Genomic DNA, 20,980 nt, shown 5'->3' with positions numbered 1-20,980 from the left:
TCCATCGCCTTCGTTTTTCTAGCTCGACGACCCGCTGAGACGAGGGCGGGAATGGCCATTAGCATTATGCGATGTAAAGCGAAATTAGCCGGGTCAGTCTCTTCGGCCGACAGGTAAATACAAATTTAAAAAATTTACGTTGAATCAAATAATCGCTATTTTTATGATATGGAGACAGGAGATATAAAGGCAGAGTTACAAGCCCTCATTGAAAAAGAGACTGATAATAGTATATTAGAAGCTATCAGGACTTTGCTCCGAAAATCAAGCTTAGACCCTGCACTAAAGCAGAAACTAACCTCCAGAGCTTTGAAGGCAGAAGATGACATCACCGCCGGTCGGGTCATGGACAGGCATGAGCTGGAGAAGAGATTGAGTAGCAGACTGGGCAAATGAAAGTAATTTATACCGACCAGTCTTATGATAGTCTGGAAGATTTAACAGAATTTTTGCTGGAAGAACAAGGCTGGGCGTTAGAGAAATTATTGGAGTTCAGGAAAAAATTGTTAGATAAGGCGGATGCCCTGGAAACTACCTACAACAATTATCAGCAGGAAGAATATTTGGAGCATTTAGGAAAGGGCCACAGAAGAGTAATAGAGGGGCATGTCAAAATCATTTATTGGATTGAGAAGGAACACATCTACATCATTGACTTTTTTGATTCCAGGCAAGACCCTGAGAAAATGAAGGGTTAGTTGCCAGTCGTTTTGTAATCACTGGTTGAAGTGGAAGAACAAACAATTTGTCGCTGTTAGGCAAACGAGTGGTCGCCAGCAACTTGCCATAAAGATCACGTTGACCACAGTTGTCACCATCTTGTACCCGGCTAGGCGCCCATGGCGGCTTGGGGTGGCCAATGAAATAGCCATTAAGCACGATCCGAGCAACCACCTTTTGCAGTACGCCATGGCCAGCAATATCTCAGGAATGATTGGATTTGCCGTGGCGGCTGGGGTGCTGATTTCGTTTTTGGGGTATATTTTTTAATGAATCTTTGCTAAAAAGTACGGGAAAGCGTACGTTCATTCTATGAAAAGCTTATCGATTACAGAGGCCAGGAAGAATATCTACAAGCTGATAGACGAGGCTACCGAGACTCACCAACCCGTTCAGATTACTGGCAAGAGAAATAACGCTGTGTTGGTAAGTGAGGAAGACTGGCGTGCTATTCAGGAGACACTTTATTTGATTTCAATTCCGGGTATGAGAGAATCTATCATAACAGGAATGAAAACACCCCTCGAAGAAACCACAGATAAGCTGGATTGGTGAGCAATTACAGGTTGGTTTATACAAAGCAGGCTCAAAAGGATGCAAAAAAAGTGACATCTGGCGGGCTTAAGCCTAAAGTGAAGGAGCTTCTAAAAATACTGGAAGCCAACCCATTTCAAGACTATCCTCCTTACGAAAAACTTCTTGGTGATTTATATGGAGCATATTCCCGAAGGATTAATATTCAGCATCGACTTGTTTACCAGGTACTGGAAGAGGAGAAAATAGTAAAAGTGCTGAGAATGTGGACTCATTGTGAATAATGGGACTGTACTGGAAGCTCATTTTGATTACTTTTCTCCGAACATATTATTGATAGTTATCCGCCAACAAATAATTTATGAACGCAGCACTCAACCGCAACTTATTCTTTGTCAAAGAACACACAGGTGTTTTCAAAGCAGCCAACAATTATGACATCCATGACCCAAACTCGCAGGAGGTGATCCTTCATTGTCGGGAAGAGAACCTGGGCTTCTTTTCGAAAATGCTCAGGTTCACCGACTACAAAAGGATGACGCCCTTTCATATCGAAATCAGGACACCCATGGGAGAAAAGCTTTTGACAGTGAAGCGGGGAGTATCTATCATTCTGTCAAATGTGGAAGTACTCGATGCGAACGACCAATTGGTGGGTAAATTCAAACAGAAGTTCTTTTCCATCGGAGGGAAGTTTGACGTGCTGGATGCCAATGAAACATTTATGTGTACACTTCAGGGAAGGTGGACAAGTTGGGATTTCAAGTTCGTTAAAGACAATGTTGAATTTGCCCATGTGAGCAAACAATGGGCCGGCTTGGGAAGGGAGATGTTTACCTCTGCTGATAATTATATGCTACAAATCAATGATAAAGTGCCTGTAGCCCACCCTTTGAGGATTCTGATTTTGGGTGCAGTGATGTGTATTGATATGGTGTTGAAAGAATGATTAATAGGCGAAACTCCTAGTCCACGCTTAGTAACTCATCTGTCCTAAAGTGCAGACTGTCTTTGTTCCAATGCCATTTTTTGACCTCGGGGAGTTTTAAGCCATTCAGCGATTGATAGCCGTCAACAAAAATGAACTCCCCGTCCCCTTTGCTCTCATCAAAATAGAAACGATAGCCGGCCAGGAGAAAGGTCTCCTTGTCAATGTAGAAATACCAGGTTTCTCCATCGGTGGATGGATCGTAGGTTACTTTGATCACCCAACATGATTGATTATTGAATGTTTCCTCCATAGCTGCCGGGTCGATGATGGTACCCGGATCCTTTAGTTTCATCGGTACGCCATAGAGGTATTCATACACTTCCTTCATGTAAAGTGTACGGTCGTTGTTGAGCTGGTATTTTTCTTTTGCCTCGCTGCTTAAATTGGAATCGCCATTTATAGCGTAGTAGTAACGTCCTTGCTTTACTCCTTGAACTACTGTGCTGTCACCCTGCTGCAGGGAATATTCAAAAATGTCTTCAGGATTATTGATCAGAACAGAGAAGTACCGATCCTCCTGGCCATCTCGTTTGATGGACATGTGGAAGCGGTTGTTAAGCTGCGGCCAGTAATTGCTGGAGTCGTGGGCTTCAATGGATTTTTCAAGCAGTGAAGCAGGCGTGAGTGACGGCTTGTCGCAAGAAAAAAGCAGGAGCAGTATCAGTAAAAGGGCTGGTGTGGTTTTCATGTATGCTCTCAATTTACTGTCCGACAAATATACCCTTAATTAGGCCAGAAATCTGGCTCGTCCAGCTCCCCATATAGCCTACAGTCGCAGCAGTACTCTGGGGCGTAATAATTAATGCCCGAGCCGTATGGCCCCTGACTTGCGAGGCAATAGCCTTCTGGTGGACTTCCATTCCCCGATACCTCCACAAGCCTCGAAGAGCACCCATCGGAAGCGAAATCCAGATCCAAAAGCTGGCTTCTGTCTATGTAAATTTCTTTTTCGGTTACAGCGCCAACGCCAAAAAAGCCTATCACCTGCTCGTCGGGATTATTAGGGTTAAAGAGATTACTTGGCAAATCATACGGTAGGGGGTCAAACAGCGTACCCTGGCTCTCCGAAATCTTTTTGAGTTCTGTCCAGTACTTTATTCCATCGATACTAAGGGCATATTGGCGAACTAACAACCGGTATAATGACCGAAGCTGGTAGCCCTCTGTGCTTACGTATTTAATTTCAAGCTGGCTTACCCTGGACTCCTTTAGTTGACTGGTGTTTGCGGTCACAATATCGGAGTTTGTCTCGGTGTTGTAACAAACCCAAACGCTTATGTCCTGTGGGTAGGGAACTTTGATTTGGTACGTCTCCTCCCATTCATAGCGGAAGTATTGGGTGAGTCCTTCAGGATCATGAGAGTCGAGAAGTATTTTGATACCGTCTTTGGTGATCCCTTCATTAGTTAGCCGCTGTTCTCTTTCAAAGTACAAGCTATCGATGTCTGGCGTAGCGTTGAGCAAAATGGGCTTGGATTGGTAGGTCTCACCGTAAAGAGTTTCTATATGCAAAGCATACGATTTGCCTGTTTCTCCAATGAAACATGCGGGATCACTCTGGTAGATTCCCGGGCTGGATTCTTCAAAGTAAAATTTAGCGCCCTCCTGGTCTTCCACATATACCAGTGCACCAACTTCAACCCCGCCGTATTCCACACCAAGAGGTTTGGTGCGTGAAAGCCTGACGGTATTGACCTCATCGAGGTTGGACACATGGCCTTCAACCACCATGAGATAATCGAAAACCCCCAGCTCTGGCTCGATTGGCTCTATGCATCCGGCCAAAATTAACGTAAGTAAAAGGGTAACGGGTCGTCTGGTTATCATTCGTTTAAGCAGGTCGATCATACTTCCGGTGCATTTTCCATTATTTCTATCGGCTAATAGACGTATTATTAACCCCGTTCGTTGGCATTGCCAGCGGTACAGGATAACATCTATCTGTTAAAGCGCCCGTAGTGCCCGACATTCGGTTCATTATTTTGCAATATCAAACCGTTGTGCCTGTTTTTTCCCAACTTCATTCTCTTTTTGGTAATTCTTTTATCAAATTTGCCGATTCCTATTTTTGACGGTCGAAATCGGTGATAAATCTTCCTCGAAACAAAAGATGATTAGTCAGTGTGGGCTGTCTGTGGACTAAATTTTTTGAGAATTTATGAAAGTCTTAAAGTTCGGAGGCACTTCAGTGGGGTCCTCGGAAAATATACGAAAGGTGGCGGCAATTCTTCAGGATTACCAAAAGCAGGGAACTGAAGTTGCAGTGGTGGTCTCCGCCATGAGCGGTGTTACCAACCGGCTTATTGCGCTGGGGGATGTGGCGGTTTCCGGTGATGAGTCGTACCTGGTGGATTTGGAGCGACTGCGCTTACTGCACCTCGATACGATGAAGCGCCTAAATGATAACAAACTCCACCCCGAAGGGCGGGACACAATTGATAAGCTGTTTGCAGAGTTGAAGGACATGCTTCATGGGGTTTTTCTTATCAAAGAACTTTCTGTCCGATCACTTGATCTGATACAGAGCTTTGGTGAGCGGCTTTCAGCCAACATAATTACGCTGTATCTGCAAAAAATTGGAATCAACGCTACGTTTCTGGACACACGCCGGGTGATCAGAACGGATAATCACTTTGGGAGCTCTAAGGTTAATTTCAAAGAAACCAATGCTTTGGTAAAAACCCTCTTTGAGGGGAACAAGTCGATGGTGGTGGCTACCGGGTTTATTGCCAGCACAGCGCAAAATGAAACCACGACACTTGGCCGTGGAGGCTCCGACTACACTGCCTCCATCTTAGCTGCTGCATTGGACGCCGATGAGGTAGAGATTTGGACCGACGTTGACGGCGTGATGACAGCCGATCCACGCAAAGTAAGAGAAGCCTATTCAATGACCAGCCTGAGCTACGTGGAGGCGATGGAAATGTCGCATTTTGGTGCCAAGGTTATTTATCCGCCAACGCTGCAGCCAGCCATTTCGAAGAAGATTCCATTACGAATAAGGAACACGTTTAATCCCGCTTTTGAGGGCACCTTAATTACGCAGCAAGCAACTGGAAAGAAGTACCCGGTGAAAGGCATTTCCTCCATTGAAAACATGTCGCTTGTTAGTCTGATAGGTGGCGGCATTGCTGGTGTGCCTGGGGTGGCATCGAGGCTTTTTGGGGCCCTTGCCCGAAAGAATGTAAACATCGTCCTCATCACGCAAGCATCGTCCGAGCACTCAATCACTTTTGCAGTGAGTCCAAAAGACGGAACCATCGCCAGAGATGTGCTGAAAGAGGAATTTGCCAATGAGATCAAAAACAGAGAGATAGATAGAATCCAGGCTGAGGAAGACCTTTCTATCGTCGCTGTTATTGGGGAAAATATGAAGAATACGCCGGGCATTGCTGGCAAGCTTTTCCAGGCGTTTGGCAGAAACGGTATTAACGTGGTCGCCATCGCCCAGGGTTCCTCGGAGCTCAATGTGTCGGTGGTAATCAACAGAGCCAACATTTCCAAGGCCCTCAATTCGTTGCACGAAACCTTCTTTCTTTCAGATAGAAAATCGCTCAATGTGTTTCTTGTGGGTACCGGACTGATTGGCAGCACCCTTATCGAGCAAATCAAAGCACAAGCGGCCTACCTCATGGAGGAGCGGTCACTGAAAATCAATCTTGTGGGTATTGCCAACTCTCGTCACATGGCTTTTGATGAAGGCGGCATTGACCTTAACACTTGGCGCAAGCTGGTGGACAAGCCAGGAAAGGGCATAGAACTTTCAGCATTCATAGAAAAAATGGAATCTATGAACCTGGCCAATTCAGTATTTATCGACTGCACTTCGAGCGCTAAAGTGATCGAGTTTTACGAAGATATTTTGGAGTCCAGTATTTCTATCGTTACGCCAAACAAGCTGGCCAACTCGGGCCCACTGGCTTTCTACGAAAAGCTGAAAAAGCAGGCGGCCAAACACGGCGTGAAATTCATGTACGAAACGAACGTGGGTGCCGGGCTTCCCGTCATCAACACGCTCAATGATTTGAAGTACAGTGGCGATAAGATCATCAAAATAGAAGGGATTTTGTCTGGCACACTTTCCTATATATTCAACAGCTTCAAAGAAGGTGTGCCATTCAGCCAGGTGGTAGCGGAGGCACGCAGCAAAGGGCTGACCGAGCCCGACCCAAGAGACGACCTGAACGGGATGGACGTGGCAAGAAAGATATTGATTTTGGGCAGAGAGGCTGGCCAGAAACTCGACATAAAGGATGTGAAGCTGGAGCCGATTTTGTCTGACGCCTGTTTCAAAGCACCAAACATTGATGCTTTTTTTGAAGAACTCAAAAAAGAAGACAGCAGACTGGAAGCCATGAGAAAGAAGGCGATGGACGAAGGGAAAAAGCTTCGTTTTATTGCGAAGGTAGAGGAAGGGAAAGCGTCCATTTCGCTCCAAGCTGTCGATGCCGAACATCCGTTTTACAGCCTTTCTGGCAGCGACAATATTATTTCCTTCACCACTCAAAGATATTTTGAAAGGCCTTTGGTTGTAAAAGGGCCGGGTGCCGGAGCAGAAGTGACTTCGGCAGGCGTTTTTGCAGAGATCATCAGCATCAGCAACCATTTTATTCAGGACAACTACAAATTTGCAGGCGGCTATGGCGGATAGTATCAAAGTGTTTGCCCCCGCAACTGTAGCTAATTTAACCTGTGGCTTCGATATACTGGGGCTGGCCATCAATGGCCCCGGCGATGAGCTGGTGGCTAAAAAAACCAACGGAAGAGGAGTAACTATCACCTCCATTGATGGGGACGAGGGCCGGCTGTCGAAAGATGCTGCGAAGAACACCGCAGGCATTTCTGCCAGTCAGTTTTTGCAGGCGATTAACTACGAAGGTGGCATCGAAATATCTCTCCACAAGAGAATGCCTTTTGGAAGCGGCATGGGCTCCAGTGCTGCCAGTGCTGTGGCGGGCGTTTTTGCTGTCAACGAGCTGCTCGGACGGCCGATGAATCAAAGGGAACTGCTCCGGTTTGCCGTTGAGGGCGAGCGCATAGCCTGCGGCAGCGGTCATGCCGACAACGTGGCTCCTTCTCTTTTAGGCGGCATTACGCTTGTGAGAAGTTATGAGCCTTTGGAGGTGCTTTCTCTGCCAGTACCTGCCAACATGTATGTAGCGGTTTTGCATCCCGCTGTGGAGGTGTCAACCGGCGATGCCAGAGCCATTTTGCCGAAAGAAGTAGCCATGAAAGCCTCGGTTAAGTATGCTGGCAATTTGGCGGGCTTTGTTTCAGCACTCTACACCAACGATCTGCCGCTTATGCGCCGAACGCTGATTGATGAGCTTGTTGAACCGAAAAGAGCGTCATTGATACCACATTTTTATGAAATAAAAGAAGCCGCATTGTCGTCCGAAGGGGTCATCGGCTTCGGTATTTCCGGGTCTGGCCCGGCCATGTTTGCCCTGGCTGATGGATTAGAGGCAATCACAAAAGCTGGTGAAGTGATGGAGAATATTCTTAAAAAGCGAGGCATATCCGCCAGCCTCTACATTTCTGAAGTGAATACCGTGGGCCCTAAAATTTTAGATTGAAAATGAAGTTATACAGCACCAATAAGCAATCTCCAGAGGTAAGTTTTGAAGAGGCCGTTTTTAAAGGACTCCCTGACGACAACGGGCTTTATATGCCAAAAGCCGTTCCGGCACTTTCTGCCAAATTTTTCGAAGGGCTGGAGGACATGTCTTTTCAGGAGATGGCCTTGGATGTAACTGATACCTTGATTGGTGATGAGATAGGAAGAAAGGACCTGGAGAAGATCATCTACGACGCCATGAATTTTCCGATAGAGCTCCATCAGGTAGAAGATAATATTTTTGGGTTGGAGCTTTTTCACGGGCCTACGCTGGCTTTCAAAGACTTTGGCGCCAGGTTCATGAGCCGAGTAATGGGTCACTTTTTAGAGAAAAAGCAAAAGGAAATTACCATCCTTGTCGCCACCTCTGGCGATACAGGTAGTGCAGTTGCCCATGGCTTCCTTGGGGTTCCGGGCATCAATGTGGTGATCTTGTACCCAAGCGGAAAGGTGAGTGAAATCCAGGAAAAGCAGCTGACAACCATAGGCCAAAATGTGAAGGCGCTGGAGGTTGATGGCACGTTCGACGACTGCCAGCGCATGGTGAAGCAGGCTTTCCTCGACAAAGAGCTGAACAACGTGCGCCACTTCACCTCAGCCAATTCCATCAACATAGCGAGGCTGATCCCTCAATCGTTCTACTACCACTATGCCTGGTCTATGCTGCACAGCGACGGCAAGCCAGTCTTCTTCTGCACGCCGTCTGGCAACTTTGGGAATTTGTGTGGAGGCCTGATTGCAAAGAAAATGGGATTACCCATCAACCACTTTGTAGCTGCTACCAATGCCAATCATATCGTGCCCGATTACTTGCAAACGGAAAAGTTTCAGCCAAAGCCTTCTGTGAAAACCATCAGCAATGCCATGGATGTGGGCAACCCAAGCAACTTCCCGAGGGTACAGGCATTGTATGGAGGAAGCTACGACAAGATCAACCGGGACATTTCAGGAGCTTGGTATACTGATGCTCAAACGTCGCAGGCCATGAAGGAGGTCTTTGAAAAAGAGGAATACCTGCTTTGCCCACATAGCGCCATTGGCTATTTGGGAGCGAGAGACTATCTGAAAAACCACTTAGGCAAGACGGGAGTATTTCTAGCGACAGCCCACCCCGCTAAGTTCTACGACGTCGTTGACAAAGTACTTGGTGGAAAAGTTGAAATCCCCGAAGTGTTGAAGGAGACGATGGCAAAACCCAAAAAGTCAGTGAAAATGGAAGCCAGCCTCGATGCTTTGAAAAGCTTCTTGATGAATTAACCTATTCATGACTTACTGAGGCCTGACGGTTTCCGGGCAGAGATTTCACCGGCTGCCGTTCCCATTTTATCAAGCAGACGGGCAGGGTCAGTTTCCCAGATCACAAAGTCGAAATTCACTTTTTTCAGCAGGCCATTCACTGTCATGTGAGCGAACAGCTGGTGCAAATAGTCGTAGTATCCGTTAGTATTGAGGATGCCAATAGGGGCATGAATGAGCCCCAGTTGACGCCAGGTGAGTATTTCGCAGAGTTCCTCAAGCGTGCCGAACCCGCCAGGCAATGCGACAAATCCTTCTGAAAGTTGCGACATGATGGTTTTCCTCTCATGCATCGACTCCACCCTAACAAGTTTGGTAACCCCCGTGTGGGCGATCTCCTTGCTGGCCAGAAAATTTGGGATGACTCCTGTGACCTTTCCACTTGCTTTCATACAGCTATTGGCTACAGCGCCCATGATGCCAATTTGCGACCCACCATAAATGAGTTCAATGTTTTGGCTGGCCATCAGTTTTCCGAGGATTTCTGCCTGGGCCACAAACTGAGGGTCTTTTCCTTCAGCAGAACCACAAAACACACAAAGTGACTTCATTCCGTACAAATTAGAGTTTCGTAAATACTTTTTTTGGAGTATTTCTTATTGGCCTTAAACCTAGTAATTTGTTGCATTGATTTTTACTGTAAACTGGAATTTTACTAATCCGACCCCTTATGATAAAGAGGAAGCACTATCTCAATGGCCTGTTATTTTTATTTTTTGTAGGCTCAGCCGTCCTTTTTGTTCAAGAGGAAAATCGGCCAATTGATTCACGAATCGCTTACGAGACCTTTATAAGGGAGCATCCATACTCAAAGATCACCAAATCGAGACAACCAGGTGTGGGTGAGGGAGAAGAGGAGGAAAGGGAAAGAGAGGGCCCTGACAAGAGAATGCAACAAGAGTTTTTTATGACAATGGATCCGGCCTTGCTGAGACCTACGCCCGAAAAGCTCCCCGAAATTTTGGCGGCTACACGCAATGCCAGGACTTATGGAACCCTGCCAGGTGAATCAACAGCGCCATGGGTGGAGAGAGGGCCTAAAAATGTGGGGGGCAGGACAAGAGCACTCATGTGGGATCCGAATGATGCCACAGGCAAAAAAGTTTGGGCCGGAGGGGTATCGGGAGGCTTATGGTTCAATAATGACATCACAAGCGCAAGCTCTACCTGGACAAAAGTCGATGACTTCTGGAGCAACCTGGCTGTTAATTGCATTGCCTACGATCCGAATAACACGCAAACCTTTTATGTCGGAACTGGTGAAAGTTTCGGGGGCATTAGCGGGCAGGGAATATGGAAGTCGACCAATGGAGGAACGACATGGACTCAGCTTTCTGCTTCAGCGAATTTTGGGTATGTGGCCGATATCGTTGTGAGGAACGAGGCGGCGACAAGCGTCGTTTACGCAGGCATAATAGCCAGTAGTACGCAGGGCGGTTTTTTTGGCAGTGAGTTTCAAGGCCTGCAAAGGTCAACGGACGGCGGCACCACATTTACTCAGGTGATGAAGAATCTACCCAATTTCACCCAACCTAGTGCAAAATATGGTGTGGGCGACATCGAAATTGGCCCCGACAACAGGCTCTGGATTGGAACATACCGAAACAACTACTCTGATTACAATGGATTGGGCGGTGGCACCATCCTGTTCTCCGACAATGGAACTTCTTTCACCACCGCTTACGAAACCACTGTTTCGGAAAGAAGCGGCAGGGTTGAATTGGCCGTGTCCAGCTCAAATGCTTTGGCTGTTTATGGCTTGATTGAAAACGACGAAAAGATAAAACAGATCGTCAGAACTTCTGATGGAGGAGCAACTTGGAGCGTTCTGGCGCTACCGGATGATGATGACAACGGCATTGATGCTGATGACTTTACCAGGGGACAGGCATGGTATGACCTTATCGCCGAAGTAGATCCGAACAGAGACAGCACGGTAGTTATCGGTGGTATTAACCTTCACATGAGCACGGATGGCGGGGGCACATGGAAGCAGATATCGAAATGGTCGAACAACGCCAATATGGGTTCCATGCCCTATTCCTACGTTCATGCGGACCAGCATGTTATTCGATACAAACCGGGAAGCTCATCGGAAATTATTTTCGGAAATGACGGGGGCGTGTTTTGGACAAACGATTTTTCGAATCCATCGGCTACGGACTTGATTGTTGCAAGAAATAACGGGTACAACGTCACGCAATTTTATGCAAATGCCATTCATCCAGACAAAGCCAAGAACTATTTTCTGGCTGGGGCACAAGACAATGGTACGCAGCAATTTCAATCGGCGGGAATCAATGCCACGGTGGACGTGAGAGGAGGTGATGGGGCTTATTGTTTCATTGACCAGACTGATGCCGTAACTCAAATAGCCTCTTATGTTTACAACGATTACCGCTTTTCAACTAATAATTGGGCGACGAGCAGCAGTATCGCCAGCGATGATGCGACGGGTCATTTTATCAACCCGGCTGACTATGATGACGAAATGAATGTACTCTATACAGCGGCCACGGAGTCCACCATTGGAAGGTTCGTCAAGGATGCAACCGGCTTCACAAGAAGCGACCTCAGTATCAGCCTCGGCGCAAAAGCGTCTCACCTGAGGGTCTCTCAGCACACTCGCCAGTCAACTACGCTCTTTGTCGGCACCGCAGCTGGAAGGCTTTTCAAAATTAGTAAGGCAAACTCCTCAAACTCAAGCTCGACAGAGATCACAGGCAGCGGGTTTCCGAACGGGTGGATCTCCAGCATAGAAGTTGGGCAGGATGAAAACCACCTGCTGGTTACATTTTCAAATTATGGCGTCAACTCGGTATGGTATACTGCCGATGGAGGCACAACATGGACATCGAAGGAAGGCAATCTACCCAACATTCCAGTGCGTTGGGCCATGTTCAATCCAACTAACTTTGATGAGGTAATATTGGCCACCGAAATGGGAATTTGGGGAACAAAGTCTGTGACCGCTGCCTCACCAACGTGGGCGCAGTTCAGTAATGGCCTCGCCAATGTGAGGGTGGACATGCTTCAGATGAGGGACTCAGACTTTGAAGTTATCGCAGCCACTCATGGCAGAGGCCTCTACTCAAGCTCAATTTTTGCCGGTCAGTCGGCGCTAGCAGCAAACTTTGTAGCGAAAAACAGGGCTACTGAGAAAAACACTGCTGTGGAGTTTTTTGACAGGTCGAAGGGAGCAACCTCCTGGGCCTGGACTTTTGATGGGGGAACACCGACGACCTCAACTTCTCAAAACCCATCAGTAACCTATGCTACCGACGGTGCCTACACAGTGACCCTTGTTTCAAAAAATGCCAGCGGAGCAACATCAACCAAAACCATTGAGGGCTACGTGCAGGTGGGGCCGGTAGATGATGGGCCAATTGAAGCGCTGTTTACCTCCGATATCCAAACAGTGGTGCAAGGCAACACCGTGAAGTTTACAAACACCTCCAAAGGGATGCCGGAGTCGGTTATCTGGTTTTTCGAAGGGGGCACGCCTTCCGCTTCAACGGAACTGAACCCGACAGTAAAATATGAAACGACTGGCTCATTTGATGTAGAGTTGGTGGTGTTTAAAGAAGGGGAGCAGAATAAAATATTGAAAGCCAACTATGTGACGGTTACCGCTGATAACTCAACTTTGAAGGCGAAGTTCAAGGTCAACACGCCCACTGTTTTTGTAGGCAATCAAATCAAGTTCACGGACATATCAACAGGAGGTGCTACCTCCTGGGCGTGGACTTTCGAAGGAGGAACACCTTCTACGTCGAGCAGTCAGAATCCCGTTGTTGTTTATAATACTTCCGGTAAGTTCAATGTGACCCTCAAGGTGACAAAAGGAGCTGAAACAAACACCCTAACGATTGAAGACCATGTAGGGGTTTATGTAAGCACAGGCATTGAGTTCTCTGACGGTGTGATAGACTCCTATTACAGCAATACCAACCCTGATTTCACGGGCTTGTATGGCGGAGAGTGCAATGCTTTTTTCGCCAACAGGAGGCTTTTAGATCCTACGAATGTCAATGGAAATACTGACACATTTGTAAGCTTACCATTGGGATCGTATGTGACGGTAGAATTTACTGACAATGTGATTATCAATGCCCCTGGTCAGGACGATATATTCATCAGGGAATGTGAGGGAGTCAACGAATATGCCAATGTGTATGTCAGTGCCAATGGGGTTGATTTCTCTTTTATTGGCACAGCGATAGGTACTAACAGCAGCAATGTCACAACTACTTTCGACCTGGAAACGATAAATTTTCAGGAGCCTGTGGTAGCCATAAAAGTGGTTGGACTGGATTTAGGAGGCGCCTCTCCTGGCTTTGATTTATTGAGCGTCAGTGGAATCGCCGGCGCCATTATTGGCAACGATCCGCCAGTAGCCCCCACACTTCTTACCGCCGAGGCCAGGCCCTCGGAAGTAAAACTGAGTTGGGAAGACAATGCGATCGATGAATCTGGATTTTTTGTCGAAAGGTCAACTAATGGCACCACTTTCACTAAGATCAAAGACTTGCCGGTCAATGCCTCTAGTTACACCAGCGGAGGACTCACCGAAGCAACCAAATATTTCTTCCGGGTGGCAGCCACTAACAAAAATGGCGATTCCGATTATAGCAATGTCGTGGAAATAACAACGACGGAGTTTACGGTTGAAGCGCCTACCGGACTTAACGTGGTAGCTAACTCTTCAGTGTCAATAGCACTCGATTGGATCGACAATTCCGATGATGAAGAAAGTTTTGAAATTCAAAGGTCAGAGGACAATGATCAGTTTATTACCCTTGGTACAATTGGAGCTGACACCATTTCGTTTGATGACTTGAGTTTGGCGCCGTCGTCGACTTATTTCTACAAAGTAAAAGGTGTTAATGCCACAGGCGAGTCCGATTACACCGAGGTTGTGGAAATCAAAACGCTTGACCCTCTTGAGGCACCCACGGCCCTCACGCTTGACAAGGCGACTGGACGCAAAGTGGTGCTTTCGTGGGCCGATAATTCATCGAGGGAAACTGCCTTCATTGTGGAAAGGGCCGTAGGAACCGGAGCGTTTGCTACCCTAACGGAACTGGAAGCTGATGTCACGGCGTTTACAGATGATGCCGTACTTGAACTAACAGACTATAAGTACCGCTTGTATGCCGTGAACGATGTGCTTGAGGTTTCGTCAAAAACCACTTCATTGCTCGTGTCAACGCCCGAAAAGGGCTTTGCAGACCTTACCATTACTGACTTGAATGTTCCAGCTTCTCAGAGCGCCAAAGAAATTACACTTGGAGCAACCGTTTCTAATCCTTCCGATGATCCTACTGAGGGCGCTTTTGAGGTGAGCTTTTACCTTTCTGAGGATGAAACCATTTCTTCGGCCGATGAGCTGCTGGGGGTGGTGGCTTTTGACGAAATGGAGGATGGGGCGGAGCAAACGGCTTCGGGCACTTTTGCTATGGTGATTCTGGCAGCTGGGGAGTATTTTATTGTGGCTGTGGTTGATGAAGGGAGTGTGATTGAAGAGAAAGACAAAACCAACAACAAACAAAGCGCCTCGATTACTCTGACAGAAGTGCTTTCTGTAGCCGATGATTTGAAACAAAATGTTAAAGTTTATCCCAATCCCACCACGGCGGTGATTAATGTTACGTCGGAGGCAGGCGAAATTGGGCCGTTCCATATTCGGTTAACAGACCTGTCGGGAAAGCTGTTGAAGGCGCAAACGGAAGTAGTAGGAGCCGCAAGGATTGACATGGCAGATCTGCCAAGTGGCGTTTATCTCCTTACTATCCAAAAGGAAGGGGGCCAGTATTCAACCCGGATTCTGAAGCACTAAAGGAAGAGGCTGGCGATGCACCAGCCTCACTCTTAAAAGTCTTTTGAATCATTCAACTGCCAGTCGTAATCGATGTAGCTGACTTTGGTTTTATCTGCGATCTTTACTTTGGCAAACTGATTGATAAAATCTTTCAGGTTTTTGTCTTTAGTGAAATCACCACTGTACCAATCGAAGAGTTTTGACAGCTGAGCGCTTGTGTTGTTGATTTTGTTACGTCGCTCGTCATTGATAAAGCTAATGGCCTGTTCTTTCAGTTGCTGGTCAATCTTTGAACCGGTGTAGGCCTCTGCCCTAAGCACGGGGCATGAATAGGAAGCGCAATTGACGGCAAAATGTATCCTGGGCTCGTTGAATTCCTTTCTGATAATGCCGTGTTCAATATTGTTCAAGTCCATTTCCTTTCCTCCAATTTTGATGAACTTGATATCCCAGGGAGTATTCACAAAAGGTATTTGAATTTTGCTACCGATGTCTTTGATGCTTTCCACGGGATAGTATTGCAGGATTAGCTCGATGGTAAAAGCATTGTAGGCATTGATCCAGTATGCCAGCCTGTCGTTCTTGCTCCAGGTCTTATCATTGGGAGCGTTGTTCTGAATCAGTTCCAGATATTTCTTTAGTTCCGCTCTGTCTTCTTTGAAGCCTTCGTAATTCACCCAGCCGTCTTTGTTTACGTGTTTCTTTAGCAACACATCAAAAGTTGCGTGACTGATGGGCTTGCTGTTTTCCTGCTCTGGCGAGGTGGCGCCGCAGCTCACGATGGTCAGCAACAGAAAAATGTACAGGATATGCTTCATGTCCAGAGGTGTTTTACAGATTAAACGAGCGAAACCAACGCTTGTTGGCGGCAAAATGAGATGTGTCTTGAAAAAGACACTATCGTTTTTCCTGAAGGATAACCTGTTCACGGTAAATTGGTTAACCAAAAGTTGGCGTAAAATAAAAATCTCATTACGGTTTATGCTCTTTTTTTGACTAATTTTTGGTTCCAACACCTTCTATTTAAGTATTCGATTGATATTAAAGACTAGGTTTGATTGAGGAATCGACAATGATACAAATGCTCATTTTGATTGCGGGTTTTGCCCTGGTTGCCGTGTCCTCCAATCAAATAGCCCGCCAATTTCAAAAAATACATTTGCCCTTGATTTCCGGGCTCATGATCACTGGTGTTTTGGCCGGGCCCTACGTGCTCAACCTGATCCCAGAGATAGCCAAGGTACAACTAAGCTTCATCAGTGAGACGGCCCTGGCTTATATCGCATTTGCCGCAGGTTCAGAGCTTTATCTCAACGAAATGCGGAGCAAGCTGCGGAGCATTAAGATTCAATCTTTTGCCCAAACGGCCATCACTTTTCTGGCAGGTGGGGGCCTTGTGTTTTTTCTCGCCGAGATGATCCCCTTTATGAAAGAGCTGTCACTAAGTGACAAATTATCGGTTTCGTTGCTTACGGGGGTCATATTTGTTACGCCTTCTCCGGCTTCGGTAATAGCTATTGTCAACGAGCTGAGAGCGAAGGGGCCTTTTACTCAGGTCGTTCTTGGCGTCACTATTGTGAAGGACTTTGTTGTGGTTGTGATGTTTGCCATTATTTTGGCCGTGGCAAAAACACTTGCGCATGGTGATAGCTTTGAGCTCACAAGCTTGTTGGTTATTGTTATTGAACTTATCGTTTCATTTGTTGGGGGCTTTCTTGTGGGCAAGGGACTTGAGGCATTTTTAAAGCTGAGAATCAAGCACCTGGTCAAAACCATCCTCATTTTAGCCCTGGGATACCTGGTTTACTTTTTGTCGCATCACATTTTGGTATGGAGCGAAGAGCTTACAGGGCACGGGTTGTATCTGGAGCCGCTGCTTATTTGCCTCGTTGGGAGTTTTTACGTAGCCAACTATTCCAACTACAGACCAGAGTTTCTTAAAATTCTCCACGAAGTAGGAACGCCTGTATACGTGGCATTTTTCACACTCACGGGAGCTTCCATGGACTTGCCTGTACTGGCAGAGGTTTGGGGAATTGCGCTGCTTTTTTTTGTTATCCGACTGCTCGCAACCACGGTGGGAGCCCTTGCGGGGAATATGCTGGCCGGAGACCCGCACAGGTTTCTGAAGGTGGTTTGGATGCCATATATTGCCCAGGCTGGAGTAGCCCTTGGCCTGGCTACGGTTATCGCCAACCAGTTTCCCGGATGGGGGGAAGATTTTGCAGTACTTATTATTGCCATCATAGTTATCAACCAACTTGTGGGCCCGCCATTCGTCCGCTGGGCCATTGATTTGGTAGGTGAAAACAAAAGCCGAGCGGATGTCCCCAGGTTTGATGGCGTAATGGACGCCCTTATTTTTGGCTACGAAAGCCAATCATTGGCCCTTTCACGACAGCTAATGGAAAAAGGCTGGAAAGTAGAGATGATTACGCTGAGTGATCAAAAGGATGTAGAAGTGCCTGACGGCATTAAACTTCATTTTGTTACTCAGATTGACAAAAAGCTATTTGAGGGGATCGATGCTAAAAAATTTGACGCCATAGTAACCCTACTGTCTGACGAGGAGAACTATAGAATATGTGAGATAGTCTACGAAGAAATAGGGACAAAACAGGTGGTTGTGCGCCTGAATGAAAGGGTCAACCTCGACAAATTTGTTCACCTGGGAGTGAAAGTGATCGACCCGTCCACAGCCATGGTAAGCTTGCTTGACCATTTTGTGCGCTCACCCCAGGCAACGAGCTTACTACTTGGAATGGAGCATGGACAGGACACTAGGGACATTGTTATTCGCAACCCGGATCTTCACGGACTCCCACTTCGGAGCCTTCGTCTGCCCCCGGAGGTCATCATTCTTTCTATGCGACGTGCCGGGCAAATGATCATTTCACATGGCTACACCCGGCTGCGGGTGGGTGACATCGTTACCATGGTTGGATCTAACAGCAGCCTCGACGAGGTAGAGCTGAAATTTGGCAACTAACGTGTCTTCACAGAATAAGCCATTTTTGCTTCTCAATTCTTTATTCTGCAAGCATTAATCCTATATCTTTGCGGCCTGAAAAGAAATCAGCCGACGGCTGGTGCTTTTTCTTTTGGAACCGAATAAGACGAACTGATGAATTCTCAAAACACACCTAAAGAAGAAACCAACTTGCTTCGTACCCTCATTGCTCATGCCAAGGAGTATGGATTCATATACCCGTCAAGTGAAATATATGACGGCCTTCAGGCAGTGTATGATTATGGTGCTTATGGTGTGGAGCTGAAGAATAATATCAAAAAAGTTTGGTGGGAAAGTATGACCCGCCTCAATGAGAACATAGTGGGTATCGATGCGGCCATTTTCATGCATCCAACTACCTGGAAGGCATCTGGCCACGTCGACGGGTTCAACGACCCGATGATCGACAACAAAGACTCGAAAAAGCGCTACCGGGCCGACAATCTCATTGAGGATAAAGCGACGGAATACGAGAACAACGGCGAAGCAAAAAAAGCCGAGCAGTTGCTCGCCGATATGAACAGGCTGCTCACGGCGGAGGACTTGAAGGGCGTGAAGGAGCTGATTGAAGCTCACAAAATTGTTTGCCCGATCTCAGGAACGGCAAACTGGACCGACGTTCGTCAGTTCAACCTGATGTTTTCCACCAAAATTGGTTCGGTATCTGAGGAGGCCGATGTTGTTTATCTGAGGCCTGAAACTGCGCAGGGTATCTTCGTCAACTTTTTGAATGTGCAGAAGACCGCCAGAATGAAGGTGCCTTTTGGTATTGCACAAATTGGTAAAGCCTTCAGAAATGAGATTGTGGCTCGCCAGTTCATTTTCCGCATGAGGGAGTTTGAGCAAATGGAGATGCAGTTTTTTGTGCGCCCAGGCGAGGAGATGAAATGGTATGAGTACTGGAAAGAGGCTAGAATGAAATGGCACCTGGCGCTGGGCACTCCGGCCGAAAAGCTGAAGTTCCACAACCATGATAAGTTGGCACATTATGCCAATGCCGCTGTTGACATTGAGTACCAGTTTCCATTCGGTTTCAAAGAAGTGGAGGGCATCCATAGCCGCACCGATTTTGACTTGAAGAACCACCAGGAGTTCTCAAAAAAGAAGCAGCAGTACTTCGATACGGAGATCAATCAGAACTACATTCCGTATGTGGTGGAAACGTCCATCGGTGCCGACAGGGCATTTTTGATGGTGTTGAGCAATGCTTACACGGAGGAGACTGTAGGTGAGGGGGATGAAAAGAAGGAAAGAACTTATTTGAAGCTGCACCCGGCTTTGGCACCTATCAAGGCGGCCATTTTCCCGTTGGTGAAGAAAGACGGCCTGCCTGAGAAGGGCCGCCAGATTTTTGACATGCTGAAGTACGATTTCAACCTGATCTATGAAGACAAACAAGCTATTGGCAAACGCTACACCCGCCAGGATTTGATTGGTACACCTTTCTGTATTGCGGTGGACTACGAGACGATGGAAAATGACACTGTCACCATCCGCCACCGTGACACCATGGCCCAGGAAAGGGTGCATATCTCGGAACTGAAGGAAAAAATTGGAGAGGCAGTTTCGATTAAGAGGATATTTGAGAAGCTTGGGTAAATTTTTTCAAAACACTAAAGTTTTTGCGCCTCTTTTATCTTCTTTTCAATATATAGACGGTGCTCTTCACTTATGGCCCCAACTATATTTACAATCTCTTTTTCTGTCAAGGGCATGGAGTAAGGCTGTTTAATGTCTATTTTTCTGTGAAGTACTTGTATTCGAGTATTTCGGAGAGAAAAGGTGCATGAAATCTCAGAATAGTAGTCATGTTGCTCAAAGCCGTCCCTAGAGAATTTTGAAAAGAGAGCCACAATTGAGATGGAATGGGTGTTGATAGAAATAAGCTGTTCGATGTCGTCAAGCATTTGTCTAGAAAACTGCCCCGGTAGACTCTTAGCTTCGTAAAAGAGGTTAAAGCTTGTTGAGGAGTAGAACCTCGAAAACTTATCGGAGGAGTCCAAAAACTTTAAAAATAAAGGTTTTATTGATTCCTGGTAGAATTTACTAATTGAACCTTCTGATTTTTCGACCACTAGATTCTCTCCGATCGAGTTGATTCTACTATCCAAAAGAAAGAGCTCTTTATCCAAATCATCCGGCTCCTCAATGCTCTCACCATTCGCCCCCTTGATCATTATCTCCAAAGACCTGACAAGGTTGTCTCCTATATACTCAATAAAGGGCGCTATCGATCCAGCATCGGCCAGCCGCAACACGGCAAAGTAATTTTCCTTGTCCTCGGTCTTAATAATCACAGGCGGAAAGCCATACTGCATTAAAATGAAATTCATCAGAATTCTTACAACCCTGCCATTGCCGTCGTCGAATGGGTGTATTCTAATAAACTTGTAATGGAGCTCTGCGGCCACTAACACTGGATTGATATCCTTCTTCCATTTCTTCTCCCCCAACCATTTCATTAGATCATGCATCATTCCCGGCGTCTCTTCCGGAGTGGCAAAGCGAAAAATTTCCCCTGTTTTTGTTTTTACATGGTTAGGCTGGGTCTTGTAAGCCCCTATCTCTATTCTCTTTTTTGTAGGCTTGCCATCAGGCGTAATGGCATCAGCTTCGTAGGATTCCTTCAAGAGCAGCTTGTGTAGCTCTCTGATAAAATTTTCAGTAAGCGGTCTTTCTTCCTTTACCACCTCCAGCACCAGATGAATGGCTTCATTATGACCAGTGATCTCAAAATGATCTTTCAACGGCTTGCCCTGAGCTGTAATGCCAAAAAGTATCAATGCCTTCGTTTCTCCGTAGGTGAGTGAGTTGCCCTCAAGGTTATTGGAATGGTAGTTCCAGTCCAAGCGGAACTTGTCCATAATCCTTCTTTCGTCTTCAGGTTTAATGGGCCTGAGCTGGTCTAGTTCCTTTTTTAATTGAAGCGCTTTTGCAACGGAATCCATCCTTTTCGTTATTCTTATGGTTTAAAGATACCAAGTATTAGTT

The 20,980-nt window shown here is 46.6% G+C and carries 17 protein-coding genes; 12 read left to right on the top strand and 5 right to left on the bottom strand.

Annotated elements, in window-relative coordinates; translation table 11 throughout:
• Positions 1-168: 168 nt before the first annotated feature.
• From RIG68_RS05265 to RIG68_RS05240, 6 genes are all read left to right on the top strand, one after another.
• Positions 169-396, top strand: coding sequence for a hypothetical protein (locus tag RIG68_RS05265; RefSeq protein ID WP_350119498.1), 228 nt, complete (start codon positions 169-171; stop codon positions 394-396).
• Positions 393-698: a type II toxin-antitoxin system RelE/ParE family toxin gene (locus RIG68_RS05260; RefSeq protein WP_350119495.1), complete on the top strand. Its 306-nt coding sequence runs from the start codon at positions 393-395 to the stop codon at positions 696-698. Before RIG68_RS05265 ends, RIG68_RS05260 begins: the two co-directional genes overlap by 4 nt.
• A gap of 25 nt (positions 699-723) precedes the next feature.
• Positions 724-990 carry a sodium ion-translocating decarboxylase subunit beta gene (locus tag RIG68_RS05255; protein WP_350119492.1) on the top strand — a complete coding sequence of 89 codons (267 nt, stop codon included), beginning with the start codon at positions 724-726 and terminating at the stop codon, positions 988-990.
• Positions 991-1,032: 42 nt separating this feature from the next.
• Complete coding sequence (locus RIG68_RS05250) at positions 1,033-1,275, top strand: type II toxin-antitoxin system Phd/YefM family antitoxin (RefSeq protein ID WP_152001695.1); 243 nt, start codon at positions 1,033-1,035, stop codon at positions 1,273-1,275.
• Positions 1,272-1,538, top strand: a complete 267-nt coding sequence (locus tag RIG68_RS05245; RefSeq protein WP_350119489.1) for a Txe/YoeB family addiction module toxin — start codon at positions 1,272-1,274, stop codon at positions 1,536-1,538. Before RIG68_RS05250 ends, RIG68_RS05245 begins: the two co-directional genes overlap by 4 nt.
• Before the next feature lie 77 nt (positions 1,539-1,615).
• Positions 1,616-2,203 (top strand): LURP-one-related family protein, encoded by a 588-nt coding sequence (locus RIG68_RS05240; RefSeq protein WP_350119487.1) that lies wholly within the window; start codon positions 1,616-1,618, stop codon positions 2,201-2,203.
• A gap of 16 nt (positions 2,204-2,219) precedes the next feature.
• Here RIG68_RS05240 and RIG68_RS05235 read toward each other — a convergent pair whose 3' ends face one another.
• Both RIG68_RS05235 and RIG68_RS05230 read right to left on the bottom strand, forming a co-directional pair.
• Positions 2,220-2,933: a DUF6503 family protein gene (locus tag RIG68_RS05235; protein WP_350119484.1), complete on the bottom strand. Its 714-nt coding sequence runs from the start codon at positions 2,931-2,933 to the stop codon at positions 2,220-2,222.
• Between the two features lie 35 nt (positions 2,934-2,968).
• Entirely contained in the window at positions 2,969-4,072 is a 1,104-nt protein-coding gene (locus tag RIG68_RS05230) for a DUF4249 domain-containing protein (RefSeq protein ID WP_350119481.1), read from the bottom strand.
• Between the two features lie 331 nt (positions 4,073-4,403).
• Between RIG68_RS05230 and thrA the strand changes: the two genes are divergently transcribed.
• The 3 genes from thrA to thrC are packed head-to-tail and all read left to right on the top strand — an operon-like array spanning position 4,404 to position 9,119.
• On the top strand, positions 4,404-6,896 hold the full coding sequence (gene thrA, locus RIG68_RS05225) for a bifunctional aspartate kinase/homoserine dehydrogenase I (protein ID WP_350119479.1): 2,493 nt from the start codon (positions 4,404-4,406) through the stop codon (positions 6,894-6,896).
• The gene (locus tag RIG68_RS05220; protein ID WP_350119476.1) at positions 6,886-7,821 is read left to right on the top strand and encodes a homoserine kinase; all 936 of its coding nucleotides are present in this window, start codon (positions 6,886-6,888) and stop codon (positions 7,819-7,821) included. The genes thrA and RIG68_RS05220 overlap by 11 nt, the downstream gene beginning before the upstream one ends.
• 2 nt (positions 7,822-7,823) lie before the next feature.
• On the top strand, positions 7,824-9,119 hold the full coding sequence (gene thrC, locus RIG68_RS05215; protein ID WP_350119473.1) for a threonine synthase: 1,296 nt from the start codon (positions 7,824-7,826) through the stop codon (positions 9,117-9,119).
• A 5-nt stretch (positions 9,120-9,124) separates the two neighbouring features.
• On the opposite strand, the gene RIG68_RS05210 is transcribed toward thrC, so the two are convergent.
• Positions 9,125-9,709 (bottom strand): LOG family protein, encoded by a 585-nt coding sequence (locus RIG68_RS05210; protein WP_350119470.1) that lies wholly within the window; start codon positions 9,707-9,709, stop codon positions 9,125-9,127.
• A gap of 119 nt (positions 9,710-9,828) precedes the next feature.
• Here RIG68_RS05210 and RIG68_RS05205 point away from each other — a divergent pair, with 119 nt between their 5' ends.
• On the top strand, positions 9,829-14,997 hold the full coding sequence (locus tag RIG68_RS05205) for a PKD domain-containing protein (protein WP_350119467.1): 5,169 nt from the start codon (positions 9,829-9,831) through the stop codon (positions 14,995-14,997).
• A 32-nt stretch (positions 14,998-15,029) separates the two neighbouring features.
• Here RIG68_RS05205 and RIG68_RS05200 read toward each other — a convergent pair whose 3' ends face one another.
• Positions 15,030-15,797: a DUF547 domain-containing protein gene (locus RIG68_RS05200; RefSeq protein WP_350119464.1), complete on the bottom strand. Its 768-nt coding sequence runs from the start codon at positions 15,795-15,797 to the stop codon at positions 15,030-15,032.
• A gap of 263 nt (positions 15,798-16,060) precedes the next feature.
• On the opposite strand from RIG68_RS05200, the gene RIG68_RS05195 reads away from it, so the two are divergent.
• Together RIG68_RS05195 and RIG68_RS05190 are read left to right on the top strand one after the other, a co-directional pair.
• On the top strand, positions 16,061-17,968 hold the full coding sequence (locus tag RIG68_RS05195; protein ID WP_350094681.1) for a cation:proton antiporter domain-containing protein: 1,908 nt from the start codon (positions 16,061-16,063) through the stop codon (positions 17,966-17,968).
• Between the two features lie 135 nt (positions 17,969-18,103).
• Positions 18,104-19,588 carry a glycine--tRNA ligase gene (locus RIG68_RS05190; RefSeq protein ID WP_350119461.1) on the top strand — a complete coding sequence of 495 codons (1,485 nt, stop codon included), beginning with the start codon at positions 18,104-18,106 and terminating at the stop codon, positions 19,586-19,588.
• A gap of 14 nt (positions 19,589-19,602) precedes the next feature.
• On the opposite strand, the gene RIG68_RS05185 is transcribed toward RIG68_RS05190, so the two are convergent.
• Positions 19,603-20,937 carry a Fic family protein gene (locus tag RIG68_RS05185; RefSeq protein ID WP_350119458.1) on the bottom strand — a complete coding sequence of 445 codons (1,335 nt, stop codon included), beginning with the start codon at positions 20,935-20,937 and terminating at the stop codon, positions 19,603-19,605.
• Positions 20,938-20,980: the final 43 nt, after the last annotated feature.

Origin of the sequence: Imperialibacter sp. (assembly GCF_040222385.1) — a bacterium.
Taxonomy (GTDB): domain Bacteria; phylum Bacteroidota; class Bacteroidia; order Cytophagales; family Cyclobacteriaceae; genus Imperialibacter.
The sequence above is the reverse complement of the archived record's forward strand: the minus strand, read 5'-3'. Positions and strand labels throughout refer to the sequence as shown.